Genomic DNA, 20,035 nt, shown 5'->3' with positions numbered 1-20,035 from the left:
CCTAGAGGGGTTTGGCCGTCTGCTCGGCCAGCCACTGCGGAATGCGCCGCTCCAGGTAATAACCCGGTTTAGCAAGGCTGCCTTCGACAAAGCCGACATGGCCGCCGTGGGTGTGCAGTTCGAATTCGATGCTGGGTGATAGCTCGCTGGCTTCGGGCAGGCTGTGCGGAAAGACGAAGGGATCGTCGGCGGCCTGGATAATCAGTGTCGGTGTCTCGATCAGGCTGAGGAAGTAGCGGCTGGAGGCGCGCCGGTAGTAATCCTCAGCATCGGCGTAACCGTGCAGCGGCGCGGTGATACGCCCGTCGAAATCCCAGAAGGTGCGCATGTTATCCAGCGGGCCGAGTTTCTCCAGGGTGGACAGGCGGTCGCTCATCCCCTGGTGAGCGAACAGGCGTTGCTTGTCTTTCACGTAGGCCACCATCTCGCGCATAAAGTGGCTCTGGTAGACCCTAGAAAAGCCCATGCCGATGCGGTCGGCGCACTGATCCAGACGAAACGGCACCGACACTGCCGCTGCGCCCTGCAGTTGGCTGTCGGCCCCGGTTTCACCCAGGTACTTGAGCAGCACATTACCGCCCAGGGAATAACCCACGGCATAGATAGGCGCCATCGGCCGCTGGGCGCGCAGGTGGCGTACGGTTTCCGCCAGGTCCTCACTGGCGCCTGAGTGATAACCCCTGGCCAGCAGGTTCGGCTCGCCGGAGCAGCCGCGCCAGTTCAGCGCCACGCTGGCCCAGCCCTGGGCCGCCAGCTTTTGCTGCAATCCCAGCACATACAGAGAGTCGGATGAACCCGTCAGGCCGTGCAACACCAACACCAGCGGTGCATCGGCCTGATGCGGACCGTGCCAGTCCAGATCAAGAAAGTCTCCATCCTCCAGCCACAGCCGTTCGCGTGTGCGCTCAAGTTTCGCCGGTTGGCGACACATCGGGTTCCACAGGGTTTGCAGATGCGGGCCGGGCAGCCACCAGGCGGGTTTGAAGGGTGTGTGCATGACCAGATATCGATTGGGAAAGCGCTCAGGCTAGGCCCTGAGGCGGTGAAACGGAAGCTATATGAGCGGGGCGAATAACAGAACCTGGTTGGGCTTCACGCAGTGAAGCCCGGAGTTTCCCTCAGGCTGCGGCTGTGCGCTGCCATAGCGCGTAGTAGACCTGGCCAGCCTTCTGCTCGCGGTGCAGTCGCCAGTTGCCGGGCATGCCCAGGCTGGAAGGCGGGTTCTCGCTTTCGGTATAGACCCAGGCATCGGCCGCCAGCCAGCCATGCTGCTCCAGCAGGGTGCAGGCCGGTAGCAGCAGGTTCTGGTTGAACGGAGGGTCGAGAAACACCAGGTCGAACGGCATGGCTGCTGGGCTCTGCAGGTAGAGCAGGGCGTCAGTCTGCTGCAGCTGGCCGTTGTCGCAGTTCAGCGTTTGCAGGTGGCCGCGCAGGCTGGCGATGGCCGCTGGATTGAGGTCCAAGGCCAGGGCGCTGCCCGCGCCGCGCGACAGGGCTTCGAGAAACAGCGCGCCGCTGCCGGCGAACAGGTCGAGCACCTTGGCGCCCTCGACATAGGGCGCCAGCCAGTTGAACAGCGTCTCACGCACGCGGTTCGGTGTCGGTCGCAGGCCAGCCGCCATGGGGAAGTTGAACTGGCGCGAGCGCCATTGCCCGCCGATGATCCGCAGCTGGCCATCGCCGCTGTGGGCGGGGTTGGCTTTTGGCGGTTTGGGTCGCTTGCTCATCAGTGCTCCGGGACGCCAGTGGGTTGCTCGGCAGGGTTGTCGGTGGGCGGTGGCAGTTCTTTCTGCGCCACGCTTGGGCCGGCGGTGACGATCACCAGGGCGTCCGGGTTGAGGTGCTTGGCCATGGCAGCTTTAACCTGCTCGACACTCAGCGCGTCGACGTCGCGCATAAAGTCTTCCAGGTAGCTCAGCGGTAGGTCATAGAAACCCATGGAGCCCAGCTGGCCGACAATGGCGGCGTTACTCGCGGTGGACAGCGGGAAACTGCCGGCCAGCTCGCGTTTGGCGTTGTTCAGCTCTTCTGCAGTCGGGCCGTTGTTGATGAAGTCGGCGAGCATGCTTTTGACCAGTTGCAGGGTGCCATCGCTGAGTTCGGCGCGGGTCTGCAGGTTGATCATAAAGGGGCCGCGCGCCTGCATGGCGCTGAAACCGGAGTAGACGCCATAGGTCAGGCCGCGCTTCTCGCGCACTTCGGTCATTAGGCGGGTGCCGAAGCCACCGCCGCCGAATACCTGATTACCCAGGTAGAGCGCGGCGTAGTCCGGGTCGCGGCGGTCGATGCCGAGCTGGGCGATCATCAGGTGAGTCTGGTTGGACGGGAACTCGATGTGTTGCAGCCCTGGCTTGGGCTCTTCCGGCTGGGCGATACGCGGCAGTGCCGGGCCTTTTGGCAGGGCGGCGGACACCTGGTTGGCCAGCGCTTCGGCATCACTGCGCGAGAGGTCGCCGACCAGCGCGATAATCGCGTTATTGGCGGTGTAGGCCTTGGAATGGAAGGCCTGCAACTGTTCACGGCTGATGGTCGGGATCGACTCGGCATTGCCGTCGCTGGAGTGCGCGTAAGGATGCGTGCCGTACAGGCGCTCGAATAGCGCCAGGCTGGCCAGCTTGCCGGGGTTCTGCTTCTGGTATTCGAAGCCGGCCAGCAGCTGGTTCTTGATCCGCGCCAGGGCGTCTTCCGGAAAGGTCGGCTGGCCGAGCACTTGATTGAACAGTTGCATGGCCGGCTCGCGCTTGTCCGCAGCACTGAGGCTGCGCAGGCTGGCGATGGCCATGTCGCGGAATGCGCCGTTACCGAAGTTGGCGCCGAGATCTTCGAAACCTGCGGCGATTGCGCCGACATCCTTGCCTGGGACGCCTTCGTTGAGCATGGCGTTGGTCAGCATGGCCAGGCCCGGTACGCCATTATCATGGCTGCTGCCGGCGGCAAAGGTTAGTTGCAGGTCGAACATCGGCAGCTCGCGGGCTTCGACGAACAGCACCTTGGCGCCTTCAGCGGTCTGCCAGGTCTGGATGTCCAGATCGCGGCGGCTGGGCGGCTGATCGCCGAGGGCGGCCAGGGATTCGATGTGGGTCGATTCGGCGGCCGGTGCCGCGGTTGGGCTGCTATCCGGGCGGTTGATCACCAGGGCCAGCAGCGCCATCAATATCAGTAGCGCCAGGCCGAGCAGGCCGTAGCGCAGGCCATTGCGCTCACTCATTGCGCTTCTCCTCAGGCAGAACATGGGCGACGCTCAGTCGGTCGCGGGTAAAGAAGGTGCTGGCGGCCTGCTGGATATCGGCCGGGGTCACGGCCTCCAGTTCGGCCAGTTCCTGGTCGATCAGCTTCCATGACAGGCCGACGGTTTCCAGCTGACCGATGGCGGTAGCCTGGCTGGTGATCGAGTCACGCTCGTAGACCAGGCCGGCGATCACTTGTGCGCGCACGCGGGCCAGCTCTTCGGCGCTTGGCGGGGTGTTTTTCAAATCTTCCAGCTCACGCCACAGGCCGGCTTCGACCTGCTCCAGGTTTTTTCCGGTCTGCACGTTGGGCGTGGCGGAAAGGATGAACAGGCTGTCGCCACGGGAGAAACCGTCGTACCAGGCCGATGCGCCGGATACCAGTTCCTCGCCACGTTCCAGACGGGTCGGCAGGCGGGCGCTGTAGCCGCCGTCTAGCAGGGCGGCAGCCAGACGCAGGGCATGCACCTGGCGCGGTTGTTCAGCGGTGGCCAGGCCTGGCACGTTAAAGCCCATCATCAGGCTCGGCAGCTGGGTTTTCAGGTGCAGGGTGATACGGCGCTCGCCCGGTGCGGCCAGCTCACGCGGCGCTTTTGCCGTCGGTACCGTGCGCATGGGGATGGCGCCGAAATAGCGCTCGGCAAGGATTTTTACCTCGGCGACGCTGACGTCACCGACCACCACCAGGGTGGCGTTGTTCGGCGCGTACCAGGCTTCATACCAGGCGCGCAGTTCCTCGACGGTCATGCGCTCAAGGTCGGCCATCCAGCCGATGGTCGGCGTGTGGTAACCGCTGGCGGGGTAGGCCATGGCCTTGAAGCGCTCGTAGGCCAGGCTCGACGGCTTGTCGTCAGTGCGCAGGCGGCGCTCTTCCTTGATTACCTCGATTTCCTTGGCGAATTCATCAGCCGGCAGCTTGAGGCTGGCCAGGCGGTCGGCTTCCAGCTCCAGAGCGATGGCCAGGCGGTCGCGGGCGAGAACCTGGTAGTAAGCGGTGTAATCGTCGCTGGTAAAGGCGTTTTCCTCGGCACCCAGCTCGCGCAGGATACGTGACGCTTCGCCGGGGCCGAGCTTGCGGCTGCCCTTGAACATCATGTGTTCGAGGGCGTGGGACAGGCCGGTCTGGCCGGGCGTCTCGTAGCTGGAGCCGACCTTGTACCAGAGCTGGCTGACCACCACTGGCGCGCGATGGTCTTCGCGCACGATGACCTTGAGGCCATTGTCCAGGCTGAATTCGTGGGTCGGCTGGGTTTCTGCGGCGAAGGCCAGCAGGGGTGTGCAGAGCACGCCAAGCAGCAGGGCTGCAGTGCGTTGGGCAATCATATGCATGGGTTATCGACCTGTCGGACGGGCCCGCTTGGTCTTAGCGTCGGCGGGCGCGGAGGTGCTAGGATACGCATCCGTTTTACTGGCGACCACGCCTGCTAAGGCTTCTGATTGTTTCCGCGTGCACTCTTCAGCTTTTAATGCCGCGTGAGCAATGCTTTCAGAGGCCATGGTCTGCGCGTCGCACCTTTGAGATAGCCGTCCTCCATGTTTGGTTCCAACGACGACAAGAACACGCCCGCGCCCTCTATGCCGCCCTCTGCCGAGAAACCCGCAGAGAAGAAAGACCTGTTCGGCTGGCTGCGCAAAAAGCCGCAGGCGCCGGTCACGCCCGAGCCGCCATTAGCTTCGGTGAACGAGCAGCCTGCTACTCCGGCTGTCGTTGCGGCTGAGGTCACTGGAACTGATCCTGTGCCTGCTGCGCCGATCAGCGAAGTGGCCGCGCCAGTTGAATCGCCGGTTAATACGCCCGAGCCTCAGCCGGCTCCAGTGGCTCCCGTTGAGCAAGCTGCCGTCGTCCTGCCTACGCCGGCTGACACCAGTGGCTTAAACCCGGCGCCACGTCCCTCGCGTTTTCGGATCAACGCGGGCAGCGAAGTCCTGCATGCGCACATTGAGGTACCGGTGGTTGAGCCGGTCGTCGAGCCACCGGTGGCCGCACCTGCTGTCGTAGAACCTGTCGCAGCGCCGGCTAAAAGCGCTGAGGAGAGCCGTACTGGTTTCCTTGAGCGCCTCAAGCAGGGCCTGTCGAAAACCAGCGCCAGCCTTGGCGAGGGCATGGCCAGCCTGTTTCTGGGCAAGAAAGTCATCGACGATGACCTGCTCGAAGACCTGGAAACCCGCCTGCTGACGGCAGATGTGGGCGTTGAAGCCACCACGGCGATCATCGGTAACCTGACCAAACGCGTCGCGCGCAAGGAACTGGCTGACAGCGGTGCCCTATACAAGGCGCTGCAGGATGAATTGGTGGCGTTGCTCAAGCCGGTTGAGCAACCGCTGAAAATCGACAACAGCAAACAGCCTTATGTGATTCTGGTGGTCGGCGTAAACGGTGCCGGCAAGACCACCACCATCGGTAAGCTGGCGAAGAAGCTCCAGCAGGATGGCAAGAAAGTCATGCTCGCCGCCGGTGACACCTTCCGCGCCGCTGCCGTTGAGCAGCTGCAGGTGTGGGGCGAGCGCAACCAGATTGCAGTGATCGCCCAGCACACTGGGGCCGACTCCGCTTCGGTGATCTTCGATGCCGTGCAGGCCGCCAAGTCGCGCGGCATGGACGTGCTGATCGCTGACACCGCCGGGCGTCTACACACCAAAGACAACCTGATGGAAGAGCTGAAGAAGGTCCGTCGGGTGATTGGTAAGCTCGATGACACCGCACCACACGAAGTGCTGCTGGTGTTGGATGCTGGTACCGGGCAGAACGCGATCAATCAGGCCAAGCAGTTCAACCAGACGGTCAACCTGACTGGCCTGGCGCTGACCAAGCTGGACGGTACGGCGAAAGGCGGGGTGATCTTTGCTCTGGCCAAGCAGTTTGTGTTGCCGATTCGCTATATCGGGGTGGGCGAGGGCATTGATGACCTGCGCACCTTCGAGGCCGAAGCCTTTGTTCAGGCGCTGTTCGCGGAGAAATAGGATGATCAAGTTCGAACAGGTCGGTAAACGCTATGCCAACGGCCACATCGGGCTGCATGAGCTGAGCTTCCATGTGCGCCGTGGCGAGTTCCTGTTCGTCACCGGTCACTCCGGTGCAGGCAAGAGCACTTTGCTGCGCTTGCTTCTGGCGATGGAGCGGCCGAGCAGTGGCAAATTGCTGCTGGCTGGGCAGGATTTGTCGCATATCACCAATGCACAAATTCCGTTCCTGCGTCGGCAGATCGGTGTGGTGTTCCAGAACCATCAGCTGCTGTTCGATCGCAGTGTGTTCGACAACGTGGCGCTGCCGCTGCAGATTCTTGGCCTGTCCAAAGATGAGATCGGCACCCGAGTGCGTACTGCGCTGGAGCGGGTTTCCCTGGCCGACAAGGCCGAGCAATCGCCTGGCGACCTGTCCACCGGTCAACAGCAGCGCGTCGGCATTGCCCGCGCCATCGTGCATCGGCCGGCCCTGCTGCTGGCGGATGAGCCCACTGGTAACCTCGATCCGCGCTTGGCCGCCGAGATCATGGGCGTGTTCGAGGACATTAACCGGTTGGGCACTACTGTGCTGATCGCCAGTCACGACCTGGCCCTGATCGCGCGCATGCGCCACCGCATGTTAACCCTGCAGCGCGGCCGCCTGATCGGCGACGGGGAGGCCGCATGAGCGCCACTCGCATGCCGCCTCCTCAGCCCGCGCAGCGCGTCGGTGCCGCACCGAAGAAATCCGAGTCGCCAACGCCGGGCGACGATGGCCCAAGCTTTACCCACCAGCTGCACGCCTGGCTGGAAAACCACCGCGCCAGCCTGGTCGACAGCCTGCGCCGTCTGGCCAAACAGCCGATTGGCAGCTTCTTTACCTGCCTGGTGATGGCCGTGGCCCTCAGTCTGCCGATGGGCTTGGCCTTGCTGCTGGATAATGTTGAGCGCCTGGGGGTGTCATGGCAGCGTGCGGCGCAGATTTCACTGTTTATGCAGATCGATGCCACGGACGCCCAAGGTCAGGCATTGCGTGAGCAGATCGCCGCGATGGACGATGTGGAAGAGGCCGAGTGGATCAGCCGCGAGCAGGCTTTGAGTGAGTTCCAGCAACAGTCTGGCCTTGGCGAAGCGCTCAAGGAGCTGCCGGATAACCCGTTGCCTGGGGTGATTGTGGTGACACCGCAGCAGGTCGATAAGGTCGCTCTGGAGGCCCTAAGGCTGCGGTTGGCCGAACTACCACGGGTTCAGCAGGCGCAGCTGGACCTGCTTTGGGTCGAGCGCCTGAGCGCCATGCTCAAGCTGGGTGAGCGCTTCGTCTTTGGCCTGACCTTACTGTTGGTGATGGCGTTGCTGCTGGTGATCGGTAACACCATTCGCCTGCATATCGAGAACCGCCGCACCGAGATCGAGGTGATCAAGCTGGTTGGCGGTACCGACAGCTATGTGCGTCGCCCCTTCCTCTATATGGGCACGCTGTATGGTTTGGGCGCTGGGCTGCTGGCCTGGCTGCTGCTGGCTTATGGCCTTGGCTGGCTGAACGACGCTGTGGTGCGCTTGGCCGGTTTGTACGGCAGCGACTTCGCCCTGGCGGGTGTGCCGATAGCCGATGGTCTATCCCTGCTGCTCGGCGCGGTCCTGTTGGGCTATATTGGCGCCTGGCTGGCGGTCGCAAGGCACTTGAGCGAACTGGCCCCTAGGTAGTAAGTTATTGTTTTGCTTGATATTGACTATGTGTAAGGGAACTTGTACCTCGGTATAAAGTCCCAAGGAGCAGTGCTAGACTGCTCCACGATTCGTAAGTCGGAGGATTCAAATGTCCACTTCTTTGCAACCTGTTCATGCTCTGGTTCCGGGTGCCAACCTAGAAGCATACGTGCATGCGGTAAACGGCATCCCGCTGTTGACCCCTGAGCAGGAGCGTGAACTGGCGGAAAGTCTCTTCTACAAACAAGACCTCGAAGCCGCCCGGCAAATGGTGCTGGCTCACCTGCGTTTTGTTGTGCATATCGCCCGTAGCTACTCCGGTTATGGCCTGGCCCAGGCCGACCTGATTCAGGAAGGCAACGTCGGCCTAATGAAGGCGGTCAAGCGCTTCAACCCGGAAATGGGTGTGCGCCTGGTGTCGTTCGCCGTGCACTGGATTCGCGCCGAGATCCACGAGTTCATCCTTAAAAACTGGCGCATCGTCAAAGTCGCCACCACCAAGGCGCAGCGCAAGCTGTTCTTCAACCTGCGCAGCCAGAAGAAGCGTCTGGCCTGGCTGAACAACGACGAAGTGCATGCCGTGGCCGAAAGCCTTGGCGTTGAGCCGCGTGAAGTGCGCGAGATGGAAAGCCGTTTGACTGGCCATGACATGGCCTTCGATCCGGCTGCCGAAGCGGATGACGAAAGCGCCTTCCAGTCGCCGGCGCATTACCTGGAAGACCACCGCTACGACCCGGCGCGTCAGCTGGAAGATTCCGACTGGAGCGACAGCTCCACCGCCAATCTGCACGAAGCGCTGGAAGGCCTGGATGAACGCAGCCGTGACATCCTCTACCAGCGCTGGCTGGCCGAGGAGAAAGCCACGTTGCATGACTTGGCCGCCAAGTACAACGTCTCGGCCGAGCGCATCCGTCAGCTGGAAAAGAACGCGATGAATAAGCTCAAGGGCTCAATCGCTGCGTAAATCGCGCTACCGTCAGAAGCCGCACCCAGGTGCGGCTTTTTTATGGCTTGCCATAGCTGGTGGCCACCCTTCGGGCAGCCGCTGCTCGGTGTTAAAAATCGCGGCCGGCGATTTTTCTGATCAAGGAATAACTCGATGAAATTGCCGCCCATACGTCTGCAGCACTGGCTGATCTTTGCCGTGGTCGCCGCCCTATTCTTTGCCTGGGGCGCGTGGCTGATGCGCCCGCAGCCGGTCGCGCAACCCTTGCCTTGGCTGGCAGAATGGCAAACCAAGGTGCTTACGCCGCTGGCCGATGATCGCCTGAGCCTGGTGCACTTGCATGACGCTCTGGATGGCGAGCTATGGCTGCAGCCGAATCTGGAAGGCGCACGCCTGCTGTATCGCGGTGAGCTGCCGGACGGCGATGAAAAGTGGTCGCTGGAGGCGGAAGTCGGTTTGGATAAGAGCGAGCGCGAAAGCTTGCTGGCCGCTGCAGGGTTAAAACCAACGGACAAGGAGCAGCCGCTGGGCAGCCAATTGCTGGTGCCCTTGGCCAATCGTCCGATTATTGCCTTGACCCTGTTACCACCGGAACCGCTGGATGTTGCGCGATTAGCTGCCAGCATCGGTCAGCCGCGTCTGACCCTGGAGCTGGCCGAGGGGCAGGCCTGGGTGTACCCCGAGCTGGGCATGACCGCGCACCTGCAGGACGACGAGCTGTACTTCCTCTATGCCGTGCCGCGGCATCTGCTGAAACAGCGCTGAGCTAAACGCCCTTTAACCAGCCCGGCCACCAGTCGGGGCGGTTGGGTTGCAGGCGGTTGAGGTAGTGGCTGCCGCCCAGTTGCCACATCTGCTGGCGAATCCAGTTGGCCCGGCGGCTGATGTGTGCACTCGGGCGGCTGGCGCTCCACTCGCGTGGGTTGGGCAGCACGGCCGCCAGCAGGCTGCTCTGCTGGCGTGACAGGTAGGGCGCGCCGACCTTGAAATGATGCCGCGCGGCTGCTTCGGCACCGAACACGCCATCGCCCCACTCGACGCTGTTGAGGTACACCTCAAGAATCCGTTGCTTGGGCCAGAGCAGTTCGATCAGGCCGGTAAACCATACTTCCATACCTTTGCGCAGCCAACTGCGCCCAGACCAGAGAAACAGGTTCTTCGCCACTTGCTGGCTGAGGGTACTGGCGCCGCGCAGAGAACCGCCTTGTTGGTTGTGTTCCAGAGCTGCCTGGATAGCCGCGACATCGAAGCCCCAGTGTTCGGCGAACTTCTGATCCTCGCCGGCGATCACCGCCATCTTCAGGTCATCCGGCAGTTCGCTCCAGGGACGCCAGCTGCGTTGCAGATCGATGGGTTGATCATCGATCCAGGACTCAATCTTGCGCTCGACCATCAGCGCGGTGCCGGGTGGTGGTACCCAGCGGAATAGCAGCACCAGCAGAACAGAGCCGATACTCAGCCAGAGCAGGAGTTTGAGCAGTCGACGGGAGAGGGATCGAAACATGCGTGCTTGGCCGGGATGAATTTGCCGGCCATTATAGCCAGCCCTGTCTTTATAGCTGGAGTGATGCATGGCTCGTCTGTGGTTATTGCTGTCCGCCTGCGCCGGTTTTACCGGTGTCGCCTTGGGTGCCTTTGCCGCGCATGGCCTGAAGAGTCAGCTGACACCGGCCTATCTCGCGGTATTCCAGACCGGTGCTCACTACCAACTGATTCACGCGCTGGCGCTGCTCGGTGTTGGTCTGCTGGCCTTGCTACGGCCGGCGCCACTGGTCAATTGCGCTGGTGCGTTGTTTGCCCTGGGCATCGTGCTGTTCTCCGGCAGCCTGTATGCCCTGACCTTGAGCGGCATCGGTGCGTTGGGCATGGTCACGCCTTTCGGTGGCCTGGCGTTTCTCGCGGGCTGGCTATGCCTAGGCATAGCGGCCTGGAAGCTGGGCGCGCGCGGTATCGCCTGACCCATAAGTCAGAAAGTAGGGCGGGCGGTAGCCTTCAGCCTTGGTCAACGCCCATGATCAGGCTAGAATGCCGGCCCTTTTCTCAGTTGTGACCGAGCCGTCATGCGTATTCAGTTAAACGGTGAAGCATTCGAATTGCCCGACGGGGAAACCGTCTCCGGGTTGATCGAGCGTCTGGACCTGACCGGACGGCGCGTGGCGGTCGAACTCAATCTGGATATCGTGCCGCGCAGCCAGCACGCCACCACCGCTTTGCGTGAGGGTGACCAGGTTGAGGTGGTCCACGCCATTGGCGGTGGTTGATCCCCGCTCATCGGTTTATCGCGTTCAGACAGCCGCCCACTTTCACGAGGATTACCCATGAGCCATGCGCCCAGCGACAAGCCCTTTACCCTGGCCGGTCGTACCTACCAGTCGCGTCTGCTGGTCGGTACCGGCAAGTACAAGGACCTCGAAGAAACCCGCCTGGCCATCGAAGCTTCGGGTGCCGAGATCGTTACCGTGGCGGTGCGCCGGACCAATATCGGGCAGAACCCAGGCGAGCCGAACTTGCTGGATGTGATCTCGCCGGACAAGTACACCATCCTGCCGAATACTGCCGGCTGCTATGACGCCGTCGAGGCGGTGCGTACCTGCCGCCTGGCCCGTGAGCTGCTCGACGGCCACAAGCTGGTCAAGCTGGAAGTGCTGGCGGACCAAAAGACCCTGTTCCCCAATGTGATCGAAACCCTCAAGGCCGCCGAAGTGCTGGTCAAGGACGGCTTCGACGTGATGGTGTACACCAGCGATGACCCGATCATTGCCCGCGAGCTGGCGGCCATGGGCTGTATCGCGGTGATGCCGCTGGCCGGCCTGATTGGCACCGGACTGGGTATCTGCAACCCGTACAACCTGCGCATCATCCTGGAAGAGGCTACCGTTCCGGTATTGGTCGATGCCGGCGTGGGCACTGCGTCCGATGCCACCATTGCCATGGAACTGGGCTGCGAGGCGGTGCTGATGAACAGCGCGATTGCCCACGCGCAGAACCCGATTCTGATGGGCGAGGCGATGAAGCACGCGATCATCGCCGGGCGCATGGCCTACCTGGCTGGGCGCATGCCGAAAAAACTCTATGCCAGCGCTTCTTCGCCGCTGGATGGCCTAATCAAGTAAGGACTACGATTTGCTGCGCGTCGGCCCTGCTGCGTTAGAAACAGGCTCGGAATGCTCATGTACAAAAGTACACTCCGCTTCCTCGCCTGTTTCTGCCTTGCATAGCTCTAGCTCGCGAAATCGTAAAAGCACTTTAAGAGCACAGCATGACTGAATTGCAGCAACAGCCTGAGCCGGCTGAAGACACCTCCAAGCACCGTGCGATCAAGAGTTTTGTGATGCGTGCCGGGCGTATGACCGAAGGCCAGCAGCGCGGCCTCGATCAGGGCTGGCCGAAGTTTGGCCTGCAACTGGAGGGCGGCCTGCGTGACTTCGATCAGGTATTCGGCCGCACGGCGCCGCGCACCTTCGAGATCGGTTTCGGTATGGGCCACTCCACCCTGGAAATGGCCGCCGCTTCGCCCGAGCAGGACTTTATCGGGGTGGAAGTACACCGTCCGGGTGTTGGCGCACTGCTCAACGGTCTGATGACGCAGAACCTCAGCAATATGCGCGTCTACAGCTGCGATGCGATGGACGTACTGCGCAACTGTGTGGCCGACGCCAGCCTGGATCGGGTGCTGCTATTCTTCCCGGACCCCTGGCATAAGGCCAAGCACAACAAGCGGCGTATCGTGCAGCCGGCGTTTGCAGAGCTGGTGCGACAGAAACTTAAGGTCGGCGGCGTGTTGCACATGGCCACCGATTGGCAACCTTACGCCGAGTACATGCTGGAAGTGATGAATGTCGCGCCCGGTTACCAGAATCAGGCCGAAGACGGCCAGTATGTGCCGCGGCCAACGGAGCGTCCGACCACCAAGTTCGAGCGTCGCGGCGAGCGTCTTGGGCATGGCGTATGGGATCTGAAGTTCCAGCGCATTGACTGATTGATCCACGCGCTGAGGTATCGGCGCAGCAAGACCATAAGCACAAGGATGACTGCACAAGATCGGAATAATCCGACGCCCGCCAGGACGGCTCCTCACCAAGACGGCACATAAACCCGGGCAGCACTGCCCCGGTCATAAAAACAGCAGCCCTGCCTCAGGCCAGGCTGCGAGGAGATCGCTGTGTTGAGAACGCTTTCAATTCTGCTGCTGGCTACGTGCGCGCTACAGGCACAGGCCAAAGTCGACAGTACCCAGGCTGCGCGCCTGGGCCAGGACCTGACGCCACTGGGCGGTGAGCGCGCGGGCAATGCCGCCGGCACCATTCCAGCCTGGGACGGTGGCCTGGCGCAACCGCCAGCCAACTACCAGCCGGGCATGCATCACCCTGACCCTTACAGCGCCGATGCGCCCTTGTACCAGGTCAACAGCCAAAACCTGGCACAGTACCAGGCGCAGCTGCCGGCGGGCCTGAAGGCGTTGCTGGAGAAAAATCCGGATTACTTTCTGCGGGTATTCCCGACCCGTCGCAGCGCCGCAGCGCCGCAGCGCCGCAGCGTATCTATGATGCTACGCGCTTCAACGCGCAGACCGCAGAGCTGATTTCCGGCGGTAACGGTGTTGATGGTGCTGCTGCTGGTATCCCTTTCCCGCTGCCGAAAACCGGCCAGGAAGTTATCTGGAACCACATCATGCGTTACCGTGGCGATCAGATCAGCTTTGTCACCAACCAGGCAGCGGTACTGAGCAACGGTGCCTATAACCTGCTCAAACTGGAACGTGACATCTACTTCCTCTACGGCCGTGAAGGTGTCAGCCCGCAGGACCTGGACAACACCCTGTTCTACTACAAGTACAAGGTGGTCGCGCCGGCCAAGCTGGCCGGTTCGGCGCTGGTGGTGCAGGAGACCCTCGATCAAGTGTTGGCGATCCGCAAGGCCTGGCGCTTCAACCGTGGCGAGCGCCGCGTGCGCCGTCTGCCGATGCTGGCCTACGACACCCTGCAGCCGGACACCAACGGCATGGCCACCGCCGACGTGGTCGACTCCTACAACGGTGCACCTGACCGCTATGAGTGGAACCTGGTAGGCAAGCAGGAAATGCTGGTGCCTTACAACAGCTACGCCGTGCACCAGAAAGGCATCCCATACGACAACATTCTGCGTAGCAATACCGTGAATCCGGAACTGCTGCGGTATGAGCTGCACCGCGTCTGGGTTGTCGATGCTGAGCTGCGCAAGGGCTTCAGCCACCCGTATGCCAAGCGTCGCTTCTATATCGATGAAGACAGCTGGCAGATCCTCGCCGCCGACCTATACGACAAGAGCGGCGAGCTGAGCGGTGTGCAGGAAAGCCATCCGATCAGCTACTACGACGTGCCGATGTTCGGCAGCACCCTGGAGACCATCTATGACTTCAAGGGCAAGCGTTACTTTGTCGACGGCCTGGATAACAATGAGCCTATGTACAACTTCAACGCCAAGCTGACGCCGCGCGATTTCACCCCGCAGGCGCTGCGTCGCGAAGGTAACTGAGCCTCATCGCACTGAAAAGCCGCCTCTTGCAGGCGGTTTTTTTATGCCCGGCGATTGAGGCTGTGTGGCCTTGGAGCATTACGCGAACTGCGCCGGCCGTTGATGCAGGACAAGTAGCCGAGCTGTCATCCGACTACAGTCAGGGCTCTGTGCTAGCGCATACAAGGAGCCTGACCATGAGCATGATGAAAGCAGCTGTGTTTATCGAGCCTGGACGCATCGAACTGGTGGACAAGCCCATCCCACCCGTTGGACCCAATGATGCGTTGGTACGGATTACCACCACGACCATCTGCGGCACCGATGTGCACATCCTCAAGGGTGAATACCCAGTGGCCAAGGGACTGACCATCGGCCACGAACCGGTTGGCATCATCGAGAAGCTGGGGAGCAACGTACAGGGTTACCACGAGGGGCAGCGGGTGATCGCCGGAGCCATCTGCCCAAGCTTCAGCTCCTACGCTAGTCAGGACGGTTATTCTTCTCAGGATGGCGGCTGCAGCTGCCATGGCTACAAACCCATGGGCGGCTGGCGCTTCGGCAACAGCATCGACGGCACCCAGGCCGAGTATGTGCTGGTGCCAGACGCTCAGGGCAACCTGGCCCCAGTGCCGGATGGCCTGACTGACGAGCAGGTGCTGATGTGTCCGGACATCATGTCCACCGGGTTTGCCGGTGCAGAAGCCGCGAATATCAAGATCGGTGATGTGGTCGCCGTCTTCGCCCAGGGGCCGATTGGCTTGTGCGCCACGGCCGGGGCCAAGCTGCGCGGGGCGAGCACCATCATCGTGGTCGATGGTGTCGAGCAGCGCTTGCAGATTGCCCGGCAGATGGGCGCGGACATCACCCTTAACTTCAACCAGGTCGATGTGGTCGAAGAGATCCTGCGCCTGACCGGTGGCCGTGGTGTGGATGCGGCCATCGAAGCATTGGGCCTGCAATCCACTTTCGAAAGTGCGCTTCGCGTGCTCAAGCCGGGTGGCACGTTGTCCAGCCTGGGTGTGTATTCAACGGATCTGGTGATTCCCCTGACGGCGTTTCATGCCGGTTTGGGTGACCACAAGATCGTTACCTCACTGTGCCCGGGCGGTAAGGAACGCATGCGCCGGCTGATCAATGTGGTGGCCTCCGGACGCGTCGATTTCGGCGCGCTGGTGACACACCAGTATGCGCTGGATGACATCGTCGCCGCCTATGATCTCTTCGCACATCAGCGCGATGGCGTGCTCAAGGTGGCGATCAAGCCGTTTGCGTAAGTGCTGAGTCAGCTGCGGTCGGCGAGGATGCCGATGATAAAGAACACCAGAATCAGCACCGGGGCCAGGGTGAAGTTGTTGAAGAAGCCCAGGCCTTTGGCCAGATACGGTGTGGCGAAGACGATCAGCAGGCCGTAGCCCACTGCGCAGAGCAGCACGAAGATCAGCGTGCGGAAGATGAAGTTCATGCTGCTGGTATTGCGTTGCACCCAGGCATTGATCCCAGGGCCGAAGAGCACCAGCAGGGTGGCCATGATCGCCAGGGATATATCGTAGAGGTGGCTGCGGCTCCAGCGCGACAGGGTGACGATCAGGTCGAGTAGCAGGTCCATCCGGTGTCCTTAGCCGTGGCGGCGTGTGCGTCAGGGTAGAAAATACTGCAGCAGGTCGTTGAGAAACAGCTGGCCTTCGCGGGTGGCGCACAGGCGTGTCGGATCGCTGTGCAGCAGGCCGCGCTTTTGCGCTTCAATACGCGCTGCGGCGAGTTGGCTGAGCGGCAGGCCGGTGCGCTGAGTGAACAATTCGCTGGCGACGCCGTCCGTGAGGCGCAGCACATTCATCAAAAATTCGAAGGGCAGTTCATCAGCACCCAGGACGCGTTCGCCGGCGCTGAAGCGTTTGCTGCGGTCTAGGTAGTCTTTGGGCAGGCGGGTTTTCCAGCTACGGCTGATGCGCCCGTCCGGCTGGCTGAGTTTGGCGTGAGCGCCGGCGCCGATGCCGAGAAAGTCACCGAAGGTCCAGTAGTTCAGGTTGTGCCGCGCGGCCTTGCCGGCCTGGGCGTAGGCTGAAACTTCGTACTGCGCGTAACCTTCAGCGGCCAGCAGGGCCTGTCCGGCTTCCTGAATGTCCCAGAGAATATCGTCCTCCGGCATCACCGGCGGCTGGTTCCAGAACACCGTGTTCGGCTCCACCGTCAGTTGATACCAGGACAGGTGCGTCGGCCCTTGAGCAATGGCGGTGCGCAGATCGCTGAGGGCATCCTCGATGGACTGATTTGGCAGGCCGTGCATCAGGTCGAGGTTGAAATTGTCGAAGCCGGCGGCGCGTGCCATATCGGCGGCATGCACCGCTTCGTCGCCGTCGTGGATTCGGCCCAAAGCGATCAGCTTGGGCGCCTGGAAACTCTGTACGCCAATTGACAGGCGATTAATGCCGAGGCTGCGGTAGTCCTTGAACTTGGCCTGCTCGAAGGTTCCTGGGTTGGCTTCCAGGGTGATTTCGATATCGGCGGCAAACGGCACGCGCCGCTCTACGCCTTCAAGCAGGCGACCGAGGGCCTTGGCCGAAAACAGGCTAGGGGTGCCGCCGCCAAAGAAAATCGAAATCAGCGGCCGGTTATGCGCCTGCGCCAGATCAGCATCGAGATCGGCCAGCAGGGCGTCGACGTACTCTTCCTCCGGCAGGTTTGGCCCGGCGGTGTGGGAGTTGAAGTCGCAATACGGGCACTTCTTTACGCACCAGGGAATGTGCACATAGAGTGCAAGTGGCGGCAGCGCGAAGCCACCGCCGGACGCCGTGGTCATGCCAGGCCCAGCCGCTGTTTCAGCAGGGCCATGGCGCGTGCGCGGTGGCTGATCTGGTTTTTATCGGCCGCCGGCAGTTCGGCGCTGGAGCAGTCGCGCTCGGGCACCCAGAACAGCGGGTCATAGCCGAAGCCTTCCACGCCTTGCGCGGCGTGCAGGATGCGCCCGTGCCAGAGGCCTTCGCAGATGATCGGCAGCGGGTCGTCGGCATGCCGTACCAGCGCCAGGCAACAGACGAACTGCGCGCCGCGCTCGGCATCCGGCACCTCTTTCAGGGCATCGAGCAGCTTGGCATTATTCGCCGCATCACCCTGGCCATCGGCGTAGCGCGCCGAGTAGATGCCCGGTGCGCCACCGAGAAAATCCACCGCCAGGCCGGAGTCATCGGCCAGCGCCGGCATGCCGGACAGGCGGGCAGCATTGCGTGCTTTGAGAATGGCGTTTTCGATAAACGATAAGCCGGTTTCTTCCGGCTCGACCATGGAGAACTCGCCGACGGAGCGCACGCGTACGCTGCTGCCGAGCATGGCCTGCAGCTCTTTGAGTTTGCCGGCGTTATGGCTGGCGAGTACAAGCTCGTTGAAAGGCATCATGTATTCAGGGCCATCATTCGTCTGGGAAGACTTCCTGGTTGAAATTAAAACTGTGCGCCACGCCATCGGCCGCGCGCACGTTGATGGTGAAACGCAGCATTTCACGCTGGCTGAAGGTGAATTGCGCCAGGTAATAGATGGCTTCACCTTCGTTGACCTGCTTGAAGGTCAGCGGCTGGCTGCGGCCGACCAGATCCTTCACTTCGCCACTGACGCTGGCGCTACTGGCCTTGCCGGCTTTGAGTACGGAAATGTTCACCACGCCCTGAGTTTTGCTGCGGACCAGGCCGTTGGCTGCGGCTATGTCCGGCTGCAGAAAGCTGGAGTTGAAGGTGATGTAGTGCACGTCGAGGTCGCCGAACGTCTGCTTGCGTTCAGCCAGCGCAGGCAGGCTCAGGCACAGGGCGATAAATAAAAGTGCGATGCGACGCATAAGGGTTCTCCAGATGGACAGCGGCCTGGGATAAGGCCGCTCAATTGGCGATTTGAACATCCTGGGCAGTAGGCCCGCTGATCCGGTAAATGCCGATTTCACCTAAAAGATTAGGCCAGATCCGACTGGCCCAGCCGTGCCGGTGGTCGCGGTCCACGGCCAGACGATCCATGACTTTTGCGCCCTGATCGTGGCACAGCTTTTCGAAGTCTTCGAAGGTGCAGAAATGGATGTTCGGCGTGTTGAACCAGGTGTACGGGAGAAAATCCGACACTGGCATACGGCCCTTGGTGGTGAGGTACCAGCGGCAGTGCCAGTGGCCGAAGTTGGGGAAGGTGATGATGCAGGTCTTGCCGACGCGCAGCATCTCCGCCAGTACTTTGTCCGGGTAATGCAGGGCTTGCAGCGACTGGGTCATAACCACCACGTCGAAGCTGTTGCTGGCAAAGTTGCCCAGGCCCTTGTCGAGGTTCTGCTCGATCACATTGACGCCCTTGCTCACGCACTGGGCGATGTTGTCCGCATCGATTTCCAGGCCGTAACCGGAGACCTGCTTGTGTTCGGCCAGCCAGGCGAGCAGCTCGCCATTGCCGCAACCCAGGTCAAGCACCCGGCTACCGGCGGGAATCCACTCTTGGATGATGTCGAGATCCGCGCGCATGGCTACACCTTAATCCGTTTCATATAGCTGTCGAACGCCTGCAGGTAGCGCGGGATCGGCATGAGGAAGGCGTCGTGGCCCTGGGGCGCATCGATTTCCAGGTAGCAGACGTTTTTCCGCGCGGCGGTCAGCGCATCGACGATTTCCCGTGAGCGTGCCGGCGAGAAGCGCCAGTCGGTGGTGAAGGACATCACGCAGAAATCGGCGCTGACGTGGGCCAGGGTCTTGGCCAGGTCGCCATCGAAAGTTGCCGCCGGGTCGAAGTAGTCCAGCGCCTTGGTCATCAGCAGGTAGGTGTTGGCGTCAAAGCGTCCGGAGAACTCCTCGCCCTGGTAGCGCAGGTAGCTTTCCACCTGGAACTCGACGCTGTGGAAGTCGTAGTTGAGCTTCTCGCTCTTCAGGCCACGGCCGAATTTTTCGCCCATGGCGTCATCCGACAGGTAGGTGATGTGGCCGACCATGCGCGCCAGCATCAGCCCGCGCTTGGGGATCACGCCCTGTTCCTGAAAGTGTCCGCCATGGAATTGCGGGTCAGTGAGGATCGCCTGACGCGCCACTTCGTTGAAGGCGATGTTCTGCGCCGATAGCTTGGGCGCCGAGGCGATGGCCAGGCAGTGACGCACGCGCTCGGGGTAGCTGATGGTCCATTGCATGGCCTGCATACCGCCGAGGCTACCGCCGATCACCGCTGCCCACTGCTGGATGCCGAGGTTGTCGGCAAGCCGCGCCTGGCTGTGTACCCAGTCTTCCACGGTCATTACCGGGAAGTCCGCGCCAAAGGGCTTGCCGGTCGCCGGGTTGGTGCTGCTGGGGCCGGTGGAACCGTTGCAGCCGCCGAGGTTGTTCAGGCTGACGACAAAGAACTTGTTGGTGTCGATGGGTTTGCCGGGACCGATACAGCTGTCCCACCAGCCCGGTTTACGGTCATCGGCGCTGTGATAACCGGCAGCATGGTGGTGGCCGGACAGGGCGTGGCAGATCAGCACGGCGTTGCTCGCCGTGGCATTCAGCTCGCCATAGGTTTCGAAGATCAGTTGGTAGTCGGCCAGGCTGCGCCCGCAGGCCAGCGCCAGAGGTTCTGCAAAGTGCAGCACCTGCGGGGTTACCAGGCCAACAGAGTCTTGGGGAAAGGCAGTCGACATCGACCCTGCTCGCAATAAAGGAAGAGCCGCAGTCTAAAGAGCGCCGCCCCAGGCGGCAAGCGCATGGGGCGGCTGGGGTACGGCGGATAT

The 20,035-nt window shown here is 61.8% G+C and carries 21 protein-coding genes and 1 pseudogene; 11 read left to right on the top strand and 11 right to left on the bottom strand.

What is annotated here, in order from left to right:
* Position 1: 1 nt before the first annotated feature.
* The 4 genes from HBN63_RS04645 to HBN63_RS04630 all read right to left on the bottom strand — a co-directional run bounded on the left by HBN63_RS04645 (position 2) and on the right by HBN63_RS04630 (position 4,556).
* A complete protein-coding gene (locus HBN63_RS04645; protein WP_170048577.1) occupies positions 2-997 on the bottom strand; it encodes a hydrolase in 996 nt (331 codons plus the stop codon).
* Positions 998-1,118: 121 nt separating this feature from the next.
* A complete protein-coding gene (gene rsmD, locus HBN63_RS04640; protein WP_170048576.1) occupies positions 1,119-1,727 on the bottom strand; it encodes a 16S rRNA (guanine(966)-N(2))-methyltransferase RsmD in 609 nt (202 codons plus the stop codon).
* Positions 1,727-3,208 carry a pitrilysin family protein gene (locus tag HBN63_RS04635; RefSeq protein ID WP_170048575.1) on the bottom strand — a complete coding sequence of 494 codons (1,482 nt, stop codon included), beginning with the start codon at positions 3,206-3,208 and terminating at the stop codon, positions 1,727-1,729. The genes rsmD and HBN63_RS04635 overlap by 1 nt, the downstream gene beginning before the upstream one ends.
* The gene (locus HBN63_RS04630) at positions 3,201-4,556 is read right to left on the bottom strand and encodes a pitrilysin family protein (RefSeq protein WP_170048574.1); all 1,356 of its coding nucleotides are present in this window, start codon (positions 4,554-4,556) and stop codon (positions 3,201-3,203) included. Before HBN63_RS04630 ends, HBN63_RS04635 begins: the two co-directional genes overlap by 8 nt.
* A 204-nt stretch (positions 4,557-4,760) precedes the next feature.
* On the opposite strand from HBN63_RS04630, the gene ftsY reads away from it, so the two are divergent.
* The 5 genes from ftsY to HBN63_RS04605 all read left to right on the top strand — a co-directional run bounded on the left by ftsY (position 4,761) and on the right by HBN63_RS04605 (position 9,588).
* Positions 4,761-6,188 carry a signal recognition particle-docking protein FtsY gene (ftsY, locus tag HBN63_RS04625; protein WP_170048573.1) on the top strand — a complete coding sequence of 476 codons (1,428 nt, stop codon included), beginning with the start codon at positions 4,761-4,763 and terminating at the stop codon, positions 6,186-6,188.
* Between the two features lies 1 nt (position 6,189).
* Positions 6,190-6,858 (top strand): cell division ATP-binding protein FtsE, encoded by a 669-nt coding sequence (gene ftsE / locus HBN63_RS04620; protein ID WP_090250172.1) that lies wholly within the window; start codon positions 6,190-6,192, stop codon positions 6,856-6,858.
* Positions 6,855-7,874, top strand: coding sequence for a permease-like cell division protein FtsX (ftsX, locus tag HBN63_RS04615; protein ID WP_090250169.1), 1,020 nt, complete (start codon positions 6,855-6,857; stop codon positions 7,872-7,874). The genes ftsE and ftsX overlap by 4 nt, the downstream gene beginning before the upstream one ends.
* A gap of 112 nt (positions 7,875-7,986) precedes the next feature.
* Complete coding sequence (rpoH, locus tag HBN63_RS04610; RefSeq protein ID WP_160012860.1) at positions 7,987-8,841, top strand: RNA polymerase sigma factor RpoH; 855 nt, start codon at positions 7,987-7,989, stop codon at positions 8,839-8,841.
* 135 nt (positions 8,842-8,976) lie between these two features.
* The gene (locus HBN63_RS04605; RefSeq protein ID WP_170048572.1) at positions 8,977-9,588 is read left to right on the top strand and encodes a hypothetical protein; all 612 of its coding nucleotides are present in this window, start codon (positions 8,977-8,979) and stop codon (positions 9,586-9,588) included.
* A 1-nt stretch (position 9,589) separates the two neighbouring features.
* On the opposite strand, the gene mtgA is transcribed toward HBN63_RS04605, so the two are convergent.
* Positions 9,590-10,327, bottom strand: a complete 738-nt coding sequence (mtgA, locus tag HBN63_RS04600) for a monofunctional biosynthetic peptidoglycan transglycosylase (protein WP_170048571.1) — start codon at positions 10,325-10,327, stop codon at positions 9,590-9,592.
* Between the two features lie 67 nt (positions 10,328-10,394).
* Between mtgA and HBN63_RS04595 the strand changes: the two genes are divergently transcribed.
* The 6 genes and pseudogenes from HBN63_RS04595 (at position 10,395) to HBN63_RS04570 (ending at position 15,593) form a co-directional block, all read left to right on the top strand.
* Entirely contained in the window at positions 10,395-10,781 is a 387-nt protein-coding gene (locus tag HBN63_RS04595; RefSeq protein ID WP_170048570.1) for a DUF423 domain-containing protein, read from the top strand.
* A gap of 102 nt (positions 10,782-10,883) precedes the next feature.
* Positions 10,884-11,084, top strand: coding sequence for a sulfur carrier protein ThiS (gene thiS / locus HBN63_RS04590; RefSeq protein WP_160085807.1), 201 nt, complete (start codon positions 10,884-10,886; stop codon positions 11,082-11,084).
* Positions 11,085-11,141: 57 nt separating this feature from the next.
* The gene (locus HBN63_RS04585) at positions 11,142-11,936 is read left to right on the top strand and encodes a thiazole synthase (protein WP_090250159.1); all 795 of its coding nucleotides are present in this window, start codon (positions 11,142-11,144) and stop codon (positions 11,934-11,936) included.
* 146 nt (positions 11,937-12,082) lie between these two features.
* Positions 12,083-12,802: a tRNA (guanosine(46)-N7)-methyltransferase TrmB gene (gene trmB, locus HBN63_RS04580; protein ID WP_170048569.1), complete on the top strand. Its 720-nt coding sequence runs from the start codon at positions 12,083-12,085 to the stop codon at positions 12,800-12,802.
* A 183-nt stretch (positions 12,803-12,985) separates the two neighbouring features.
* Positions 12,986-14,337 (top strand): annotated as a pseudogene (locus tag HBN63_RS04575) (DUF1329 domain-containing protein).
* A gap of 176 nt (positions 14,338-14,513) precedes the next feature.
* Positions 14,514-15,593: an NAD(P)-dependent alcohol dehydrogenase gene (locus HBN63_RS04570; protein ID WP_170048568.1), complete on the top strand. Its 1,080-nt coding sequence runs from the start codon at positions 14,514-14,516 to the stop codon at positions 15,591-15,593.
* 8 nt (positions 15,594-15,601) lie between these two features.
* Here HBN63_RS04570 and HBN63_RS04565 read toward each other — a convergent pair whose 3' ends face one another.
* The 6 genes from HBN63_RS04565 to HBN63_RS04540 are packed head-to-tail and all read right to left on the bottom strand — an operon-like array spanning position 15,602 to position 19,945.
* Positions 15,602-15,925, bottom strand: coding sequence for a DUF3392 domain-containing protein (locus HBN63_RS04565; protein WP_090380340.1), 324 nt, complete (start codon positions 15,923-15,925; stop codon positions 15,602-15,604).
* A 30-nt stretch (positions 15,926-15,955) separates the two neighbouring features.
* The gene (gene hemW, locus HBN63_RS04560; RefSeq protein ID WP_170048567.1) at positions 15,956-17,116 is read right to left on the bottom strand and encodes a radical SAM family heme chaperone HemW; all 1,161 of its coding nucleotides are present in this window, start codon (positions 17,114-17,116) and stop codon (positions 15,956-15,958) included.
* Positions 17,113-17,709, bottom strand: coding sequence for an RdgB/HAM1 family non-canonical purine NTP pyrophosphatase (gene rdgB, locus HBN63_RS04555; RefSeq protein WP_170048566.1), 597 nt, complete (start codon positions 17,707-17,709; stop codon positions 17,113-17,115). The genes hemW and rdgB overlap by 4 nt, the downstream gene beginning before the upstream one ends.
* A 13-nt stretch (positions 17,710-17,722) precedes the next feature.
* The gene (locus HBN63_RS04550) at positions 17,723-18,142 is read right to left on the bottom strand and encodes a DUF4426 domain-containing protein (protein WP_090250138.1); all 420 of its coding nucleotides are present in this window, start codon (positions 18,140-18,142) and stop codon (positions 17,723-17,725) included.
* A gap of 40 nt (positions 18,143-18,182) precedes the next feature.
* On the bottom strand, positions 18,183-18,803 hold the full coding sequence (metW, locus tag HBN63_RS04545) for a methionine biosynthesis protein MetW (RefSeq protein ID WP_090250134.1): 621 nt from the start codon (positions 18,801-18,803) through the stop codon (positions 18,183-18,185).
* A gap of 2 nt (positions 18,804-18,805) precedes the next feature.
* Positions 18,806-19,945 carry a homoserine O-acetyltransferase gene (locus HBN63_RS04540; protein ID WP_170048565.1) on the bottom strand — a complete coding sequence of 380 codons (1,140 nt, stop codon included), beginning with the start codon at positions 19,943-19,945 and terminating at the stop codon, positions 18,806-18,808.
* Between the last annotated feature and the right edge of the window lie 90 nt (positions 19,946-20,035).

The sequence above is a fragment of the Pseudomonas sp. WS 5011 genome, from assembly GCF_012985775.1.
Classification (GTDB): Bacteria; Pseudomonadota; Gammaproteobacteria; order Pseudomonadales; family Pseudomonadaceae; genus Aquipseudomonas; species Aquipseudomonas peli.
This window is presented reverse-complemented; position numbering and strand designations above follow the sequence as displayed.

What these genes read in the sequence shown, in the direction of transcription:
- trmB (WP_170048569.1), top strand. Translation starts at nt 12,083, where the DNA reads ATGACTGAATTGCAGCAACAGCCTGAGCCGGCTGAAGACACCTCCAAG.
- rsmD (WP_170048576.1), bottom strand. Translation starts at nt 1,727, where the DNA reads ATGAGCAAGCGACCCAAACCGCCAAAAGCCAACCCCGCCCACAGCGGC.
- rdgB (WP_170048566.1), bottom strand. Translation starts at nt 17,709, where the DNA reads ATGATGCCTTTCAACGAGCTTGTACTCGCCAGCCATAACGCCGGCAAA.
- mtgA (WP_170048571.1), bottom strand. Translation starts at nt 10,327, where the DNA reads ATGTTTCGATCCCTCTCCCGTCGACTGCTCAAACTCCTGCTCTGGCTG.
- HBN63_RS04605 (WP_170048572.1), top strand. Translation starts at nt 8,977, where the DNA reads ATGAAATTGCCGCCCATACGTCTGCAGCACTGGCTGATCTTTGCCGTG.
- hemW (WP_170048567.1), bottom strand. Translation starts at nt 17,116, where the DNA reads ATGACCACGGCGTCCGGCGGTGGCTTCGCGCTGCCGCCACTTGCACTC.
- HBN63_RS04635 (WP_170048575.1), bottom strand. Translation starts at nt 3,208, where the DNA reads ATGAGTGAGCGCAATGGCCTGCGCTACGGCCTGCTCGGCCTGGCGCTA.
- HBN63_RS04540 (WP_170048565.1), bottom strand. Translation starts at nt 19,945, where the DNA reads ATGTCGACTGCCTTTCCCCAAGACTCTGTTGGCCTGGTAACCCCGCAG.
- ftsX (WP_090250169.1), top strand. Translation starts at nt 6,855, where the DNA reads ATGAGCGCCACTCGCATGCCGCCTCCTCAGCCCGCGCAGCGCGTCGGT.
- HBN63_RS04585 (WP_090250159.1), top strand. Translation starts at nt 11,142, where the DNA reads ATGAGCCATGCGCCCAGCGACAAGCCCTTTACCCTGGCCGGTCGTACC.
- ftsY (WP_170048573.1), top strand. Translation starts at nt 4,761, where the DNA reads ATGTTTGGTTCCAACGACGACAAGAACACGCCCGCGCCCTCTATGCCG.
- thiS (WP_160085807.1), top strand. Translation starts at nt 10,884, where the DNA reads ATGCGTATTCAGTTAAACGGTGAAGCATTCGAATTGCCCGACGGGGAA.
- HBN63_RS04645 (WP_170048577.1), bottom strand. Translation starts at nt 997, where the DNA reads ATGCACACACCCTTCAAACCCGCCTGGTGGCTGCCCGGCCCGCATCTG.
- HBN63_RS04565 (WP_090380340.1), bottom strand. Translation starts at nt 15,925, where the DNA reads ATGGACCTGCTACTCGACCTGATCGTCACCCTGTCGCGCTGGAGCCGC.
- HBN63_RS04595 (WP_170048570.1), top strand. Translation starts at nt 10,395, where the DNA reads ATGGCTCGTCTGTGGTTATTGCTGTCCGCCTGCGCCGGTTTTACCGGT.
- HBN63_RS04550 (WP_090250138.1), bottom strand. Translation starts at nt 18,142, where the DNA reads ATGCGTCGCATCGCACTTTTATTTATCGCCCTGTGCCTGAGCCTGCCT.
- HBN63_RS04630 (WP_170048574.1), bottom strand. Translation starts at nt 4,556, where the DNA reads ATGCATATGATTGCCCAACGCACTGCAGCCCTGCTGCTTGGCGTGCTC.
- metW (WP_090250134.1), bottom strand. Translation starts at nt 18,803, where the DNA reads ATGCGCGCGGATCTCGACATCATCCAAGAGTGGATTCCCGCCGGTAGC.
- rpoH (WP_160012860.1), top strand. Translation starts at nt 7,987, where the DNA reads ATGTCCACTTCTTTGCAACCTGTTCATGCTCTGGTTCCGGGTGCCAAC.
- ftsE (WP_090250172.1), top strand. Translation starts at nt 6,190, where the DNA reads ATGATCAAGTTCGAACAGGTCGGTAAACGCTATGCCAACGGCCACATC.
- HBN63_RS04570 (WP_170048568.1), top strand. Translation starts at nt 14,514, where the DNA reads ATGAGCATGATGAAAGCAGCTGTGTTTATCGAGCCTGGACGCATCGAA.